This is a genomic window from Nocardia niwae NBRC 108934 = DSM 45340, assembly GCF_001613465.1.
GTDB classification, from domain to species: Bacteria; Actinomycetota; Actinomycetes; order Mycobacteriales; family Mycobacteriaceae; genus Nocardia; species Nocardia niwae.
The window spans coordinates 62,311-75,315 of record NZ_BDCK01000029.1; the positions used below are offsets into that span (position 1 = coordinate 62,311).

A 13,005-nucleotide genomic window follows, 5' to 3' on the forward strand; every position below is an offset into this window, starting at 1 on the left:
GGAACAGGCGAGCCGACGGAATTCGCGGTGAACCGTTCCGTCACCCCCGCCGGACCGGAAGCGCGGCGGCAGATCGCGCGGATCGCGCCGGAGCGCGTGTACGTCTTCCCGCCCGCTTGAATCGTCACTGGGAAGGCGCGATTCGGCCGCTAGACTCTCCGATCGACTGGGAAGGGGGCCGCATGGACGCGGTTATCAAGGAGGTCGCCGAGGAGGGCAAGCGGCTGATCGACCGGGCCTGGCTCGGCGAACTCAGCCGCGACCAAGCGGTGCACATGTTCGTCCAGGTCGGCGACGGCATGGTGCGCTACGAGACGGCGCTGACCATCATCGACGACGGTGTGCAACGACTGTCCGCCAACGCCAGGCGGCTGCGGATTCTGCGCTGGTGCGCGGCGCTGGAGGTTCCGGTGTTCGGCGCGTTCGCCGTGCTGGCGGTGCTGGTCGGGGATTTCACCACCGCCGGGCTTTCGGTGCTGTTCCTGCTGGTCCTGCAGGTCATCCACCGCACGATGCTTCCGCATCCGCCGGCCGTTCCCCGGCCACCCCATTCCTAGGCGAGCCGGCCCTCGCGGATCCAGCCCCCGGACCGTGGGGTGGTTAGGGTGCGTTCTATGGCTCGCACGACCGACGCCTCCGGCGCACATCCGCACGAACCCCACGGCAACGGCTTCGCGTCCAAGCTCAACTGGCTGCGCGCCGGGGTGCTCGGGGCGAACGACGGCATCGTGTCAACGGCGGGGCTGGTCGTCGGCGTGGCGGCGGCGACCACCGACACACAGGCGTTGTTCACCGCGGGCATCGCGGGTCTTTCCGCCGGGGCGATCTCGATGGCGGTGGGCGAATACGTCTCGGTCAGCACTCAGCGCGATTCGGAGCGGGCCCTCTTGGCGAAGGAACGCACGGAACTGCGCGACGAGCCGGACTACGAGCTGGCCGAACTCACGGCGATCTACCAGGCCAAGGGGTTGACGCCGGATACGGCGCGCAAGGTGGCCGAAGAACTCACCGCGCACGACGCGTTCACCGCGCACGCGGAGGCCGAACTGGGCCTGAATCCCGCGGAGCTGACCAATCCCTGGCAGGCGGCGTTGTCCTCGGCGGTGGCCTTCACGCTAGGCGCGCTGCTGCCGTTGCTGGCCATCCTGCTCCCGCCGGTCACCGCGCGCATCCCGGTGACGTTCGCCGCCGTGCTGGCGGCCCTCGCGCTCACCGGGTCGGTCAGCGCCCGGTTGGGCGGCAGCCCTCGGGGCCGGGCGGTGGTACGGGTGGTGCTCGGCGGCGCGCTGGCCATGGCCGTCACCTACGGCATCGGCCAGCTCACCGACGTGGCCGGAATCTGACCCGCGGGCGGCGGGTCCGTCTCGGAACACGACGATGCCGGGCGGAGGCCATCGGCCTTCGCCCGGCACCGGTCGTTCGGTGCGCGGTCAGCGCTTGAACGCGTCCCGCAGTTTGTCCGCGGCGCGCTTGACGTTGCCGAGGGTCTGGTCACGCCGCCCCTCGGCCTCCAGCCGGGAGTTGCCCGTCGCTTTGCCGAGGAATTTCTTCATGCTGCCCCTGGTCGCTTGCACTTGGTGCGTGAGGCGATCTTCGAACTTCATGAGCAATCCCTAGTAATACCAGCGGCGGCCACCCACCGGACGGCCCACCGAACCGGCCACCAGCAGCACGAGCCCGATGATCAGCACGATGATGCCCGCAGTGGTGAGCAGCGGAATCGAGAGCAGCCAGCCCAGGACCAAGAGGATGAGGCCGAGAATGATCATTGTCGTATTCCTTTTCTTCTCAACTATTTCGCGGTCACGGGTTTCGAAGTCGACACTGTCGCGCCGCGATCGGTCCGAGCAGTACCCGAACCGGGTGCGCGCAGCCACCGCCGCCAGGCCGGCTCCTGGGGAGCCCGCGCCGCCGGTGCGGAGGTGTCTGCCGCCAGATCACGCCGTACCGCCGCCATCTCGCGACGGGACTGCGCGAGTTCACGACGCGCTACCATGCCGCGGCGGGTGACCCGCCAAGCGCCGGACAGCACAAGGGCTAGTCCGAACGTCCCGATCGCACCGAGTACGACGCCGTAACCGAACAGCGCTCCGGTGGAACCGTGGAAGTGATAGTCGAATACCGAGAAATCGCTCGTCAGTTGCTGAGCGGGGCCGGTGTTGCCCACTACGGCGGCAACTCCGATAATCACGGCCGCGATCAAGGCGACGAGCCCGATGATGATGATCATGGCAATCCCTGTTGCGTCGAGTCGTTTGACAACTCCGCTATTCCCGGCGTCCCGGCGATCAAACGGGACAAAAAGGAAAGTTTGAGTGGACCGAATCCGTCAATGCGATTCGCATGACGTACACAGTTACCTTGCACAACGTGACCCGGGAGTCCGCGTCGGCCGTCGAATCGGCGCTGCGCGGCGTGAACGGCATCGACTCCGTCGACATCGACGTGGCCTCCGAACGCGCGGTCGTGAACTCGACGACGCTGACCTACGGCGAGGTCCTCGACGCGATCCGGCAAACCGGAGCCGCCGCCTCCTGATCGGCCCGGCACACGGCCCTCGCGCACAATGCGCGAAGGCCGGAGAACCGCACGGGAGCCCGTCGCCGACGGCCGACCAGCCATCCGCCACCGAGCGGCGCCGTGCGCGATGATGACCGGGTGACGGATGTGTTCGACGCCCGCTTCGCCCGAGATCCGTGGCCAACACTCCAGCGGCTGCGTACCGCGGGGGACGGCGTCCACCGCGTCCGGACACCGGACGGCCCGCCGGCCTGGCTGGTGACGCGATACCACGACGTGCGAGCCGGTCTACTGGACCAGCGGTTGTCCACCCGGGCCCGGCACGCGAAAGGCGACGACTACCGGGGTTTCCCGGTGCCGCCGCCACTGGACGCGATGCTCGAGGCCGCTGCGGCCGACCATGCGCGGCTGCGCGGCATGGTGACCTCCGAGTTGTCTCCGCGCCGGCTGGCCGAGTGGACGGAACTCGCTCCCGGACTGGTGAATTCGCTGCTGCGCGAGCACGGCCCCGGCGAAACGGTCGATCTGGTCGAGCGACTGGCGGTGCCTCTTCCCGCCTCCGTGCTGAGCGAACTACTCGGCCTGGACGGAGCCGCCGCGGAAGACCTTCGCAGGTGGGCGGATTCGACTCTGCTGCCGTCGGCGTCGCCACCGCGCGCCCGCGACACCCTGGCCACCATGCTCGCGATCATCACCGACGCCACCACGCACGCCCAGCGGCCCGGCACGGCGCTCGCACGCTGGGCCGAGGCGCACGCGGACTCCGGGTCGCCGACCGCCGATGAGCTGGCTGGGCTGCTGTTCTACCTGCTGTTCGTCTGGTACGAAGTGCTCGCCGACCTGATCGCGGGCGCGCTGCTCACCTTGCTCGGCCGTCCGGACCAGCGGCGAGGGTGGCACGCGCGGACCGACAAGCGGACCGCCGTGGACGAGTTGCTGCGATATCTGTCGCCGCAGGTGCTGGCCGGGCCGCGCTTCGCGACCACCGACCTCACGCTCGGCGACTCGACGATTCCCGCGGGGCAGACGGTGCTGCTGTGCCTGGCCTCGGCCAATCATGATCCCGAAATCTTCCACCGGCCCGGCGAACTCGACCTCACGCGCGACCCCGGCGCTCAGCTCGCGCTCGGCCACGGCATGCACGCGTGTCTGGGCAACGCGCTGGTACGCACCGTCACCGCGGCCGCCGTCGATCACGTCCTCACCCGGTGGCCGGATTCGGCGCTCGCGGTGGACGAGCGAGAGATCGTGTGGCGCTCCGGCTTCCGCCATCGGGTACCGCTCACGCTGCCGGTGGAACTCCGATGAGATGGGGCGAGCGACGATGATCGCCCCACCTGCTGCCGCTGTCGGGCGCCGGGCCTCTCGCGGTCACCCACCCCTTCGGGGCGACCACACCGGCATACACTGGCGGAGCACGGACGAGTATGATCTACGCCACATGCCCTGTCAACCACAGGAGACACGCTGACATGGGGGAGGACTTACACCCGTTCACCCGAGCGCTCAACACGCTCATCAACGGCATGCATCCGCCTGCGGGCAAAAACGGTCGGCCGCAGGAGATCACACACCGAGCGCTGGCCGAGGACATCCACCGCACCACCGGGGCGCGCCTGTCCGCCAACTACCTCTGGAAACTGCGCACCGGCCAGGCCGTGAACCCGTCCTACGAGACGCTGGAACTGTTCCGCGGTTACTTCGGGCTCGACAGCCTGGACCCGTTCACCGACCCGCAGCTGGCCTCGGCGCGCGGCAGCGAGCTGGCATTGATCGACGCGCTCAAGGGGAATGCCGAACACGAGGTGCTGGAGCTCGTGCTGCGCGACGGGCTGCGACAGGGTACGGTCCGCGCCGAGTCGGTGCTGGCGATGCTGGATGTCCTGCGTCGCATCGAGAACGAGCAACGCGAGTGAGCCATGCGGATCCGCTACGCCCAGCCGCAGGAGCACGAGGCCGAACACCTCGCGAATATGCCGACGGCTCAGCACATCACGCGGTGGACCGCACCAGAGGAATGGGTCCTCCCCGATTCCGCGCCGGTCAGCGCCCGCCGGTTGCTGGACGCGCTGGGGCCGGGGCAGGGCTAGCGGATGTGGTTCGCGCTGGTCTACGGCGGCGTGGGCGTCTTCGCCTTCGGGGCCTTTCTGTGGCGTGTGGTTCTGGCCCTGCGCAACCCGGGCAACCCAGCACGCTGGGCCGTCGCGTTCGCCGTTCTCGCGGCGGACGTCGGTTTCGAAGCGGCGGTGCCGCGGACCTACACCTCGATCTATGATCTCGTCGGCGTGCCCAATGCCGCTTCGCTGGTGGTGTACGGCGCCATCGCGGGCGCGGTGCCGGCCCAGGTCGTCTGGGCCGAGGTCATGGTGGCGGCGGAGGAACCCTGCACCGGCACGGCGTGGCGCATGCTCGCGCTACCGGGTCGCCACGATCGAGGCCGCGCGCATCGCCGCCGCGCTGCGGGCCCACCGGCTCGGCCTGCCGCCGCCCGGTGACGACCGATCCTTCACCGAGCCGGACCAGCCCACGCCGGCCGCCGAACTGGCGTGGTTGGTCGAGGTCGCGATCCAGCTCGACACCTCGCCACTGGTCCCGGCGACGCCGGCCGCGCTGGAGTCCCCCGGGCCATCACGCGGCGGGGCGCCGACTCAGTACCTGCGGCTCGGCATTCGCACGCGCCGGATCGGCACCACCGTCCACCAGGTGACGCAGCGCCACCACCATTCCAGCGGGCCGTACTCGAACAGCCGCAACCACAAGGCGCTGAGCATCGCCTGTACCAGGATGATCGCGACAGCCAACCCCAGAACCGGCGCATAGTCGCCGGAGCCGGGCAGGCCCAGACGCGGTGCGGCCAACAGGATCACGGCGGTGGCGCCGACATAGTTGGTCAAAGCCATACGGCCCAGCGGCCGTAATACTTCCGCCAGCACCTGCCCCGGCTCGATGCGCAGCAACAGCAGCAACCCGGTGACGTAGGCCAGCGCGCCCAGCAGGCCCGCAACGGCCATGGCGGGAGTGGACCACAGCTCCAGATACGGCGTGCGGTACTCCCACCTGCCCGCCACGATCGCGGCGGGCAGGGCGAGGGCGAAGACCGCACCGATCTGCCGCCCTCGCTCCTCGAGTGTGTCCACGATTCCGGCACGTGCGGTGACCAAGCCGAGCAGGAACAGACCCGGCGCCAAAGCCAGACCGCCACCGAGGGCCAGCGCCACGCCGAAGGTGCCTGCCAACCCCGCGAGCAGCACGGCCCAGTCGGGCAGCGCCGAGGCCGGCACCAGGATCACGGCTCCGGCCAGCGCGTACGGCAGCAACGCCTCACCCGGCTGGAACTGCTGGTGCACCAAGCCGATCAACCCGAGCGCCAGCAAGCGGCGGACCAGCACCAGCCGCGGGCGCTCGCCCCGCTGCGCGGCGCGGTCGAGCAGCAACGCGAAGCCGATCCCGAACAGAAAGGAGAAGATCGGGAAGAACCGCCCCTCGAAGAGCACCGACAGCACATGCCGGAGCGGAATCACCGAACCCGATCCGTCCGTGGCAGGCATGTCGGTGATCCGCCAGATGTCCACCACCAGAATCCCGCACAGCGCGAAACCACGGACCGCGTCCAGTTCCTGGATGCGGGGTGGACGCGCGTCGTAGTGCATGCGTTTCACGGTAACCAGCAGCGGCTCCCGGGACGGGGACCCGCGGCGAGATGTCACACACATTACTTAACGCACTAACTATTCGTGCGCTAACTTGGTGTCGAGGACAAGGAGGCCCGATGGAGACCGAGACCGACGATCCGCTGCGCTTGGACCGGCAGGTGTGCTTCGCGCTGGCCGTGGCCAATCGTGCGGTGCTGGCCGTCTACCGTCCGCTGCTCGAGCCGCTCGGGCTCACCCACCCGCAGTATCTGGTGATGCTCGCGCTGTGGGGCGAGGCGCCGATGTCGGTCAAGGCGATCGCCGAGGCGATCCAGCTCGACTCCCCCACGCTGTCCCCGCTGCTCAAACGCCTGGAAGCCGCCGGGCTGATCAGCCGCGGGCGCGACAGCCGGGACGAGCGCAACCTCGTGGTGAAGCTGACCGAGGCCGGGGCCGCGCTGCGCGCGCAGGCCGAGCGGATTCCGCCCGCCGTCGTGCAACGTCTGGGCGTGACCCTCGCCGACCTCGAGCAGTTGCGTGACGTCCTCACCCGCGTGAACGAGGCGGCCCGCCGGTCGGCACTCGCCGAGTCCGACGCCCCGGCCTCCAGCCGAGGAGCCCGAGCATGACCCGAGAGCGACGGCGGCCCGGCCCCCTCCAATGGATCGGATACGCCTTCGGACGTCGCCTGCCCGATTCCATGCGCGAGTGGGTGCGCGACGACCTGACCGGCAGGTTCGCCGCCACCCGGCACGTCCTGCGCGGCATGGTGCCGTTCACCCCGCTGTTCACGGCGTTCCTGCTGTTCCCCGGCGAGCTGTGGCTGCGCGGCGCGATGATCCTGCTGGCGCTGCTGCTGGCCCTGTTCTACACGGTCGCGTACATGCCGATGAACCGGGCGCACCGGCTCGCGAAGCACGGGTTGCCCGCGGATCTGGAGAATCCGCGCCGAGCCGAGCGCCGAGCGCGGGAACGCGCCAGATACGCCGCGCAGCACCCGCACTGAGCGGCGCGGTGCACTCCGCCGACCGACTTCGATCGTTGCCTCCCGGGGCGAGGCGGTCGCGTTGTCAAGGGCTGGCGGCGAGGCCGACGAAGGCCGCGAAGACGGCCAGGTGGACACCGCCTTGCAGCAGTGTCGCCCGTCCAGGAACGATCGTCAGGCCACCCACGACGACGGTGAGGGCCAGCAGAACCATCTGGGTCGCCCCGAGACCGAGCACCAGAGGCCCGTCCAGCCAGATGCTCGCCACCGCGATCGCCGGAATGGTCAAGCCGATGCTCGCCATGGCCGAACCGAGCGCCAGATTGAGCCCGATCTGCACTTGGTCGCGCCGCGCGGCCCGTACGGCGGCGATCGTCTCGGGCAGCAGCACCAGCAGAGCGATCACCACACCGACCGCCGATTGCGGCAGACCCGCAGATTGGACCGCCGACTCGACGGCGGGCGAGACCACCTTCGCCAGCCCCACCACGCAGATCAGCGCGACCAGCAGCAGGGCGAGGGCGGCCAGCGCGGCGCGCCCGCTCGGCGCCTCGGCGTGCTCCTCGTCGGCGACGACGCCGCCCGCCTCGACCGGCAGGAAGTCGTCCGGGTGACGCACCGTCTGCACCATCACGAACAACCCGTACAGCGCGAGCGAGGCCACCGCGGCGAAAGCCAGCTGCGCGGGCGAGAACTCCGGCCCGGGCTTGCTCGTGGTGAAGGTCGGCAGCACGAGACTGAGCGTGGCCAGCGTCGTGACGGTGGCCAGCGCCGCGCCGGTACCTTCGGCGTTGAACACCGCCACGCGCCTGCGCAGGGCCCCTACCAGCAGACATAGACCGAAGATGCCGTTGCAGGTGATCATCGCGGCGGCGAAGACCGTGTCCCGGGCCAGGGTCGCGGTCTTGTCGCCGCCCTGGGTCATCAGCGTGAGGATGAGCGCGACCTCGATCACCGTCACCGCGACGGCGAGCAGCAGCGAGCCGAACGGCTCGCCGACGCGCCGCGCGACCACCTCCGCGTGATGGACCGCGGCGAGCACCGCCCCGACCAATGCCAGCACCACGATCGTCACCGCGACACCGGGCAGGCTTCGGCCCCAGGTGGCCGCGAGGGCGAGCACGGCGAGCAGTGGTACGAGCACGGTCCAGCGGGCGATCAACACACGGAGCATGCCCACCATGGTCCCAGCAAATTATTCGCATCCCGGTCAGGTGATCAAAGTCCCCCGCGCCGGGCGGGGAGTCAATCGTCCAGATCGATACGCAAAGTGAGCAGGTCGGTGCCGACGAGCCGGACAGCCGCACTGTTCGCGCGCGGCAGCGCGGACAAACGGGCGCGCGCGTCGTCCTCGGGCAGCAGATGCGCGGTGCCCGCATGCCAGCGCCCATGCAGCCGCAGCCGGACCCGATTGTCCGCCTTGATGTTCCGGACATATTGCGAACGCTCACCGAACTCGGAGACCAGCCAGAATTCCTGGCCGATCCGCCGTCCGCCGATCGGGGTGATCCGGGGCTGTCCGCTGACCCGGCCGGTGGTCTCCAGGAGAGTCTGTCCGGGCAGCGTGCTGAGAATCGGATTGCCTACCCGGCGCTGAAACGCCGTCACCACCCGATGCTGGATGTCGCGCAAGTTCGGCATGCGGCGACGGTAACACCGGTCGCGGCCGTCGGCAGGCTTCGCCGCGGCCACGATTCGGACGCTGAGCAGGGCGCGGGCGCGCGGGCGGCGCACCCGAGACGTCGGCAGGCACCGGGGCGCAAACAGCCACCCGGCGCACCGCGCAGCACCGACACTTCCGCTCGCCGCACCGGACCGCAGAGGGCACGCGGCGAGCAATCGGACGAGCAATCCTGCAGACCAGACCCTTTCTGTGATGTGCACCACAAATCTTCAGTGCGCCAATATCTTTCCGTCGCTCGGGCTCCCAGCAGGATTCGCCCGAGCGCTGCCGATCGCCGTCGCCGGACTCCGACAGTGCTTGCGGAGTGCGAAAATGCGCCAGCACCTGCGTCTTCCACTCGATCACCGCACGCGGCGAGCGCGATTCCCCTGTGCGGCGGCTGCCTGCAGGCCGGGCGAGGCGATGCCGTTGCCGATGAACATCCGGCGAGGAATCGACCACGCCCCGATCGATGGGTGAGAATTTGGCGGTGCGCACCCAGTTCACTGCCGAGCTCATCGCGTTGACGAATGATCTGACGCTGATGTGCACGCTCGCCCACGACGCCGTCGAACGTGTCACCGACGCGCTCGTCGGCGCCGACCTCACCGCGACCTACGAAGTCTTCGCGCTCGACGAGCAGCTGCAGAAGATGTACGGCGCGTGCGAGGCGCGCACCGTGGTGCTGCTGGCATTGCAGGCGCCGGTGGCCCGCGACCTGCGGCACGTGGTGACCGCGATCCAGATCGCCGGGGAACTGTCGCGCATCGGCTGGCTGGCCAGCCGGGTCGCCGACAAGGTGTACCAGAGTCATCCCGGGCACGCGGCGGAGCGACCCCTCCTGGACATCCTGGCCGCGATGGGTGAACTGGCGGCCGAGCGCACGGCACTGGCGGGGCGGGCGGTCGCGGGTCACCAACCGCTGCCCGAGGAGGAGACGCCCGCCGGGCGTCCGATGGAGACGCTGCACCGGCAGCTGCATTCCGCGCTGCGCGACTCAGCGACCCGGCCGTCCACCGACGTGGCGATCGATATCGCCCTGCTGGGGCACCATCTCGAGCGCTGTGTCGACCACACGACTCGGATCGAGCGGCTCATCCGGTTCCTCGACACCGGGGTTCCCCCGACCGCCCAGCCCACCGACGACGAGTAGGTCGCGTCCTACAGTGGAATCGTGCTGTTCGACCTCGCGGCGGGGGCGCTGATCTCGGACGGTGGATTGGCCACCGAGCTGGAGGCGCGCGGCCACGATCTGTCCGGCGCGCTGTGGTCGGCACGCCTGCTTCTGGACGAACCCGCCGCGATCCAGACCGTGCACGCCGCCTACTTCCGCGCGGGCGCCGACATCGCCACCACCGCGACCTATCAAGCTTCATTCGAGGGTTTCGCCGCGCGTGGCCTGACCAGGGCGCAGTCCGCACGACTGTGGCGCAGGAGCGTGGCGCTGGCCCGTGCCGCGCGCGACGGCTGCGCCGACGGGCAGCGCAGGTGGGTCGCCGCCTCGGTCGGCCCCTACGGCGCCGCGCGTGCCGACGGGTCGGAATACCGTGGCCGCTACGGGCGCACCGTCGCCGAACTGCGAGCCTGGCATCGGCCGCGCATGGAGGTGCTCGCGGAGGCGGGCGCCGACCTGCTGGCCCTGGAGACCGTGCCCGACATCGATGAGGCAGAGGCGCTGGTGGACTTGGTGCACGACCTCGGGATCCCCGCGTGGCTCAGCTACACCATCGACGGCGCCCACACCCGCGCGGGGCAACCGCTCGCCGACGCGTTCGCGGTGGCCGCCGGCTCCGACTCGATCGTCGCGATCGGCGTGAACTGCTGCGCGCCCGCCGATGTCGCGGCCGCGGTCGAATCGGCCTCCCGCATCGGCAAACCCGTGATCGCCTACCCGAACAGCGGCGAGGGCTGGGATGCGGAGCGCCGGCGCTGGACCGGCCCCGCGCAGTTCGCGCCACGGCAGGCGCAGGAGTGGTTCGCACGCGGTGCGCGGATCATCGGCGGATGCTGCCGGGTCGGCCCCGCGCAGATCGCCCGGCTCGCAGCGGAACTCCGAGCAACTCCGCCGCATGGCGACCCGGTCACCGGTGCATCCGGCCCCGGAGCGCCCGGCTGAACGCCGGCTCGTCATCGAGACGGTGAACACCGTAGACGACGCCACGCGAGCACACCGGGCGGGTCAGGTCTCCTCCAGCATGGGGAAACGACCCGAACCGAGCAGCCCGGCGATCGCGTCCATCTTCGCTCGAGGCGCCGCGTAGTCCGGATGTGCGCGCAGCACCGAGGCCGCGTCGTGCAACCGGATCATCTGCCGTTCGGCCTCGGCCGCGGTGCGCCCGCCCGCGCTGACCGGGTGGCGGGCGTACCCCGGCCGACTCCGGTCGATCCGCCCCAGCGCGAGCGCCTTGTCCACCCGGCGCGAACAGCGGCAGAACGCCGAGGGATCGACCAGGCCGCAGGTCGCGTTCAGGAAGTTCCCGAGCCGCTTCCTGGCGCGTTCCAGGCGCTTTCGGTAGGCGGCGGGGGTGATGTCGAGGATCCACGCGGCCTCGGTGGAATTCAGCTCGAACACATCACCGAGCACGAAGGCGATCCGTTCGTCACGGGCCAGGCATTGCAACATGCCCTGACTGCAGGTGAGCCGCACCTCGGAGGTCAGCAGCACGGCTTCGGGCCCGCGGAAGTCCGCCTCCGCCAGTCCGTCGGCCAGCCCTTCCCGGAAGGCGTCCAGGCTCAGCTGCGCCGCCTCCTGCGGGGTCTGGCGCCGCAGATTCAGCAGGTGATTGACGCCGATGCGGTAGGCCCAGGTGAGCAGCCTCGCCTCGGCCCGCCAGGTGTGCAGATGGTCGAGGACGCGCAGCATGATCTCCTGGGTCGCGTCCTCGGCCTCCGCGGGCCGCCAGACCATGCGCAGCGCGAGCCGATACAGCGGGTCCTGCAGTACGCGCACGACTTGGGCGACGGCATCCCGGTCGCCCGCGACCGCGCGGGCGACCATGGCCCGCTCCTGCGCCGAGACCCCATCCTGCTCCGTGCTCATCCGGCCATCATTCGGCCTGCGCCACGGCCGGCGCAAGCACTGGCGAGTCACACCGTGGCCGGGATCACGAGCGAGCGGGGGCCCCGGCCAGCGCGTGCCGGTCGAGCCACTGGGCCACCGCCCGTCCGATCTCCTCCGGCCGGTCCTCGGGCGCGTGGTGGCCCGCAGGCCCGATCGGCGCGACCTCGGCGCTCGCGAAGGTGTTCGCGGCCCATTCGATCACCTCGGCCGACCCGAGCCCGACGCCGTTCTCCAGCGCCATCAGCAGCTTGGGCACCTCGGGTGTCGCGGCCGCCCACTCGCCGTAGCCGCGCACCAGGGCGACCACGTCGGCGGGCTCGCCGTCCAGGGGGAACTCGCGCGGCCACGCCAGCAGCGGCTTGCGCGAGGCCGGTGTGGGATACGGCGCCCGGTACACGTCGTGATCCTCGGGCGCCAGGTCGGCGACGCCCTTCGGCAGGTTGAACTCGATGAAAGTGTTCTCCTCCAGGATCATCCGCTCCCCTTCCGCGGAGCGGAACTTCCGGAACAGCTCGGCGCCGAGCGGCGGCAACTCGTCCCAGCGCAGGGGCCGCAGGAACGTTTCGATCAGCGCGATCCCGCGCACGCGGCCGGGATGCCGGGCGGCCCAGTCCAGGCCAAGTGCGCCGCCCCAGTCGTGCCCGACCAGCACCACCTGGTCCAGTCCGAGCGCGTCGAACCAGGCGTCCAGGTAGGTGGCGTGATCGGTGAGGCGGTAGCCGATGTCCGGCTTGCCCGACTCCCCCATCCCGATCAGGTCCGGCGCGAGCGCTCTGGTCCGGTCGGCGACGTGCGGAATCACGTTCCGCCACAAATGCGATGAGGTCGGGTTGCCGTGCAGGAACACCACGGGGGTCTCCCCGGTGCCGGTGTCGCGGTAGTTGATGAAAGAATCGAGGACGTCGACGGTGGGCATGATGTGGTCCTTTCAGGTCCGGTTTTTCGCCTGCACCCGGTTGGACACACGAATCCGCCCGCCTGTGACCGCACCAAGAGTGAGCATCGTCACAACCCTGGGATCGAGCGGGGGCATGGTCGTCAGCGGTGGGAAATCCGTACTCATGCCGTAGATGTATGGTCGAAACTGAAGATCGGCTGAGAAATTTTCCGCACTCTCAGAACGAACTTGCCAATCCCCACGACA

18 protein-coding genes and 1 pseudogene are annotated in these 13,005 nt (G+C 69.9%); 11 read left to right on the forward strand and 8 right to left on the reverse strand.

The window, feature by feature from the left end; genetic code table 11:
• The first annotated feature begins 182 nt into the window (after window positions 1-182).
• Both NNI01S_RS20665 and NNI01S_RS20670 read left to right on the forward strand, forming a co-directional pair.
• Entirely contained in the window at window positions 183-557 is a 375-nt protein-coding gene (locus NNI01S_RS20665) for a hypothetical protein (protein ID WP_063021766.1), read from the forward strand.
• 57 nt (window positions 558-614) lie between these two features.
• The gene (locus tag NNI01S_RS20670; protein WP_063021767.1) at window positions 615-1,343 is read left to right on the forward strand and encodes a VIT1/CCC1 transporter family protein; all 729 of its coding nucleotides are present in this window, start codon (window positions 615-617) and stop codon (window positions 1,341-1,343) included.
• A gap of 87 nt (window positions 1,344-1,430) precedes the next feature.
• Here the strand turns inward: NNI01S_RS20670 and NNI01S_RS33705 are convergent, their stop codons facing one another.
• From NNI01S_RS33705 to NNI01S_RS20675, 3 genes are read right to left on the reverse strand one after another with little or no spacing between them, the layout of a single operon-like run.
• On the reverse strand, window positions 1,431-1,604 hold the full coding sequence (locus NNI01S_RS33705) for a CsbD family protein (RefSeq protein ID WP_084489078.1): 174 nt from the start codon (window positions 1,602-1,604) through the stop codon (window positions 1,431-1,433).
• Window positions 1,605-1,613: 9 nt separating this feature from the next.
• Complete coding sequence (locus NNI01S_RS35440; protein ID WP_169813002.1) at window positions 1,614-1,769, reverse strand: DUF6131 family protein; 156 nt, start codon at window positions 1,767-1,769, stop codon at window positions 1,614-1,616.
• 23 nt (window positions 1,770-1,792) lie between these two features.
• Window positions 1,793-2,230, reverse strand: a complete 438-nt coding sequence (locus NNI01S_RS20675; RefSeq protein ID WP_063021768.1) for a hypothetical protein — start codon at window positions 2,228-2,230, stop codon at window positions 1,793-1,795.
• Between the two features lie 113 nt (window positions 2,231-2,343).
• Here NNI01S_RS20675 and NNI01S_RS20680 point away from each other — a divergent pair, with 113 nt between their 5' ends.
• The 5 genes and pseudogenes from NNI01S_RS20680 to NNI01S_RS36560 all read left to right on the forward strand — a co-directional run.
• Window positions 2,344-2,538: a cation transporter gene (locus NNI01S_RS20680; RefSeq protein WP_063021769.1), complete on the forward strand. Its 195-nt coding sequence runs from the start codon at window positions 2,344-2,346 to the stop codon at window positions 2,536-2,538.
• A gap of 120 nt (window positions 2,539-2,658) precedes the next feature.
• Window positions 2,659-3,828 carry a cytochrome P450 gene (locus tag NNI01S_RS20685; protein WP_063917595.1) on the forward strand — a complete coding sequence of 390 codons (1,170 nt, stop codon included), beginning with the start codon at window positions 2,659-2,661 and terminating at the stop codon, window positions 3,826-3,828.
• A 164-nt stretch (window positions 3,829-3,992) separates the two neighbouring features.
• Complete coding sequence (locus NNI01S_RS20690; protein ID WP_063021771.1) at window positions 3,993-4,436, forward strand: hypothetical protein; 444 nt, start codon at window positions 3,993-3,995, stop codon at window positions 4,434-4,436.
• A 3-nt stretch (window positions 4,437-4,439) separates the two neighbouring features.
• Complete coding sequence (locus NNI01S_RS34650) at window positions 4,440-4,610, forward strand: hypothetical protein (protein ID WP_157114886.1); 171 nt, start codon at window positions 4,440-4,442, stop codon at window positions 4,608-4,610.
• Between the two features lie 202 nt (window positions 4,611-4,812).
• Window positions 4,813-5,031, forward strand: a pseudogene (locus tag NNI01S_RS36560) (hypothetical protein); the annotation flags it as partial.
• A 137-nt stretch (window positions 5,032-5,168) separates the two neighbouring features.
• On the opposite strand, the gene NNI01S_RS20700 reads toward NNI01S_RS36560, so the two are convergent.
• On the reverse strand, window positions 5,169-6,170 hold the full coding sequence (locus tag NNI01S_RS20700) for a DUF418 domain-containing protein (RefSeq protein WP_063021773.1): 1,002 nt from the start codon (window positions 6,168-6,170) through the stop codon (window positions 5,169-5,171).
• 119 nt (window positions 6,171-6,289) lie between these two features.
• On the opposite strand from NNI01S_RS20700, the gene NNI01S_RS20705 reads away from it, so the two are divergent.
• Window positions 6,290-6,781, forward strand: a complete 492-nt coding sequence (locus tag NNI01S_RS20705; protein WP_063021774.1) for a MarR family winged helix-turn-helix transcriptional regulator — start codon at window positions 6,290-6,292, stop codon at window positions 6,779-6,781.
• The gene (locus NNI01S_RS20710; RefSeq protein WP_063021775.1) at window positions 6,778-7,158 is read left to right on the forward strand and encodes a DUF5313 family protein; all 381 of its coding nucleotides are present in this window, start codon (window positions 6,778-6,780) and stop codon (window positions 7,156-7,158) included. Before NNI01S_RS20705 ends, NNI01S_RS20710 begins: the two co-directional genes overlap by 4 nt.
• 64 nt (window positions 7,159-7,222) lie before the next feature.
• On the opposite strand, the gene NNI01S_RS20715 is transcribed toward NNI01S_RS20710, so the two are convergent.
• The gene (locus tag NNI01S_RS20715) at window positions 7,223-8,311 is read right to left on the reverse strand and encodes a calcium:cation antiporter (RefSeq protein ID WP_218019228.1); all 1,089 of its coding nucleotides are present in this window, start codon (window positions 8,309-8,311) and stop codon (window positions 7,223-7,225) included.
• Window positions 8,312-8,382: 71 nt separating this feature from the next.
• Complete coding sequence (locus tag NNI01S_RS20720; RefSeq protein ID WP_063021827.1) at window positions 8,383-8,778, reverse strand: nitroreductase/quinone reductase family protein; 396 nt, start codon at window positions 8,776-8,778, stop codon at window positions 8,383-8,385.
• 494 nt (window positions 8,779-9,272) lie between these two features.
• Here NNI01S_RS20720 and NNI01S_RS20725 point away from each other — a divergent pair, with 494 nt between their 5' ends.
• Both NNI01S_RS20725 and mmuM read left to right on the forward strand, forming a co-directional pair.
• Entirely contained in the window at window positions 9,273-9,953 is a 681-nt protein-coding gene (locus tag NNI01S_RS20725; RefSeq protein ID WP_063021777.1) for a phosphate signaling complex PhoU family protein, read from the forward strand.
• A gap of 48 nt (window positions 9,954-10,001) precedes the next feature.
• A complete protein-coding gene (gene mmuM, locus NNI01S_RS20730) occupies window positions 10,002-10,916 on the forward strand; it encodes a homocysteine S-methyltransferase (RefSeq protein WP_084489084.1) in 915 nt (304 codons plus the stop codon).
• A 63-nt stretch (window positions 10,917-10,979) separates the two neighbouring features.
• Here mmuM and NNI01S_RS20735 read toward each other — a convergent pair whose 3' ends face one another.
• Together NNI01S_RS20735 and NNI01S_RS20740 are read right to left on the reverse strand one after the other, a co-directional pair.
• Entirely contained in the window at window positions 10,980-11,840 is an 861-nt protein-coding gene (locus NNI01S_RS20735) for an RNA polymerase sigma factor (RefSeq protein WP_063021779.1), read from the reverse strand.
• 64 nt (window positions 11,841-11,904) lie between these two features.
• Complete coding sequence (locus tag NNI01S_RS20740; RefSeq protein WP_063021780.1) at window positions 11,905-12,777, reverse strand: haloalkane dehalogenase; 873 nt, start codon at window positions 12,775-12,777, stop codon at window positions 11,905-11,907.
• Between the last annotated feature and the right edge of the window lie 228 nt (window positions 12,778-13,005).

Excerpts from the sequence above, each read along its gene's own strand:
- NNI01S_RS20665 (WP_063021766.1), top strand. The coding sequence starts at position 183 with ATGGACGCGGTTATCAAGGAGGTCGCCGAGGAGGGCAAGCGGCTGATC.
- NNI01S_RS20670 (WP_063021767.1), top strand. The coding sequence starts at position 615 with ATGGCTCGCACGACCGACGCCTCCGGCGCACATCCGCACGAACCCCAC.
- NNI01S_RS33705 (WP_084489078.1), bottom strand. The coding sequence starts at position 1,604 with ATGAAGTTCGAAGATCGCCTCACGCACCAAGTGCAAGCGACCAGGGGC.
- NNI01S_RS35440 (WP_169813002.1), bottom strand. The coding sequence starts at position 1,769 with ATGATCATTCTCGGCCTCATCCTCTTGGTCCTGGGCTGGCTGCTCTCG.
- NNI01S_RS20675 (WP_063021768.1), bottom strand. The coding sequence starts at position 2,230 with ATGATCATCATCATCGGGCTCGTCGCCTTGATCGCGGCCGTGATTATC.
- NNI01S_RS20680 (WP_063021769.1), top strand. The coding sequence starts at position 2,344 with ATGACGTACACAGTTACCTTGCACAACGTGACCCGGGAGTCCGCGTCG.
- NNI01S_RS20690 (WP_063021771.1), top strand. The coding sequence starts at position 3,993 with ATGGGGGAGGACTTACACCCGTTCACCCGAGCGCTCAACACGCTCATC.
- NNI01S_RS34650 (WP_157114886.1), top strand. The coding sequence starts at position 4,440 with ATGCGGATCCGCTACGCCCAGCCGCAGGAGCACGAGGCCGAACACCTC.
- NNI01S_RS20700 (WP_063021773.1), bottom strand. The coding sequence starts at position 6,170 with ATGCACTACGACGCGCGTCCACCCCGCATCCAGGAACTGGACGCGGTC.
- NNI01S_RS20705 (WP_063021774.1), top strand. The coding sequence starts at position 6,290 with ATGGAGACCGAGACCGACGATCCGCTGCGCTTGGACCGGCAGGTGTGC.
- NNI01S_RS20710 (WP_063021775.1), top strand. The coding sequence starts at position 6,778 with ATGACCCGAGAGCGACGGCGGCCCGGCCCCCTCCAATGGATCGGATAC.
- NNI01S_RS20715 (WP_218019228.1), bottom strand. The coding sequence starts at position 8,311 with ATGCTCCGTGTGTTGATCGCCCGCTGGACCGTGCTCGTACCACTGCTC.
- NNI01S_RS20720 (WP_063021827.1), bottom strand. The coding sequence starts at position 8,778 with ATGCCGAACTTGCGCGACATCCAGCATCGGGTGGTGACGGCGTTTCAG.
- NNI01S_RS20725 (WP_063021777.1), top strand. The coding sequence starts at position 9,273 with ATGGGTGAGAATTTGGCGGTGCGCACCCAGTTCACTGCCGAGCTCATC.
- NNI01S_RS20735 (WP_063021779.1), bottom strand. The coding sequence starts at position 11,840 with ATGAGCACGGAGCAGGATGGGGTCTCGGCGCAGGAGCGGGCCATGGTC.
- NNI01S_RS20740 (WP_063021780.1), bottom strand. The coding sequence starts at position 12,777 with ATGCCCACCGTCGACGTCCTCGATTCTTTCATCAACTACCGCGACACC.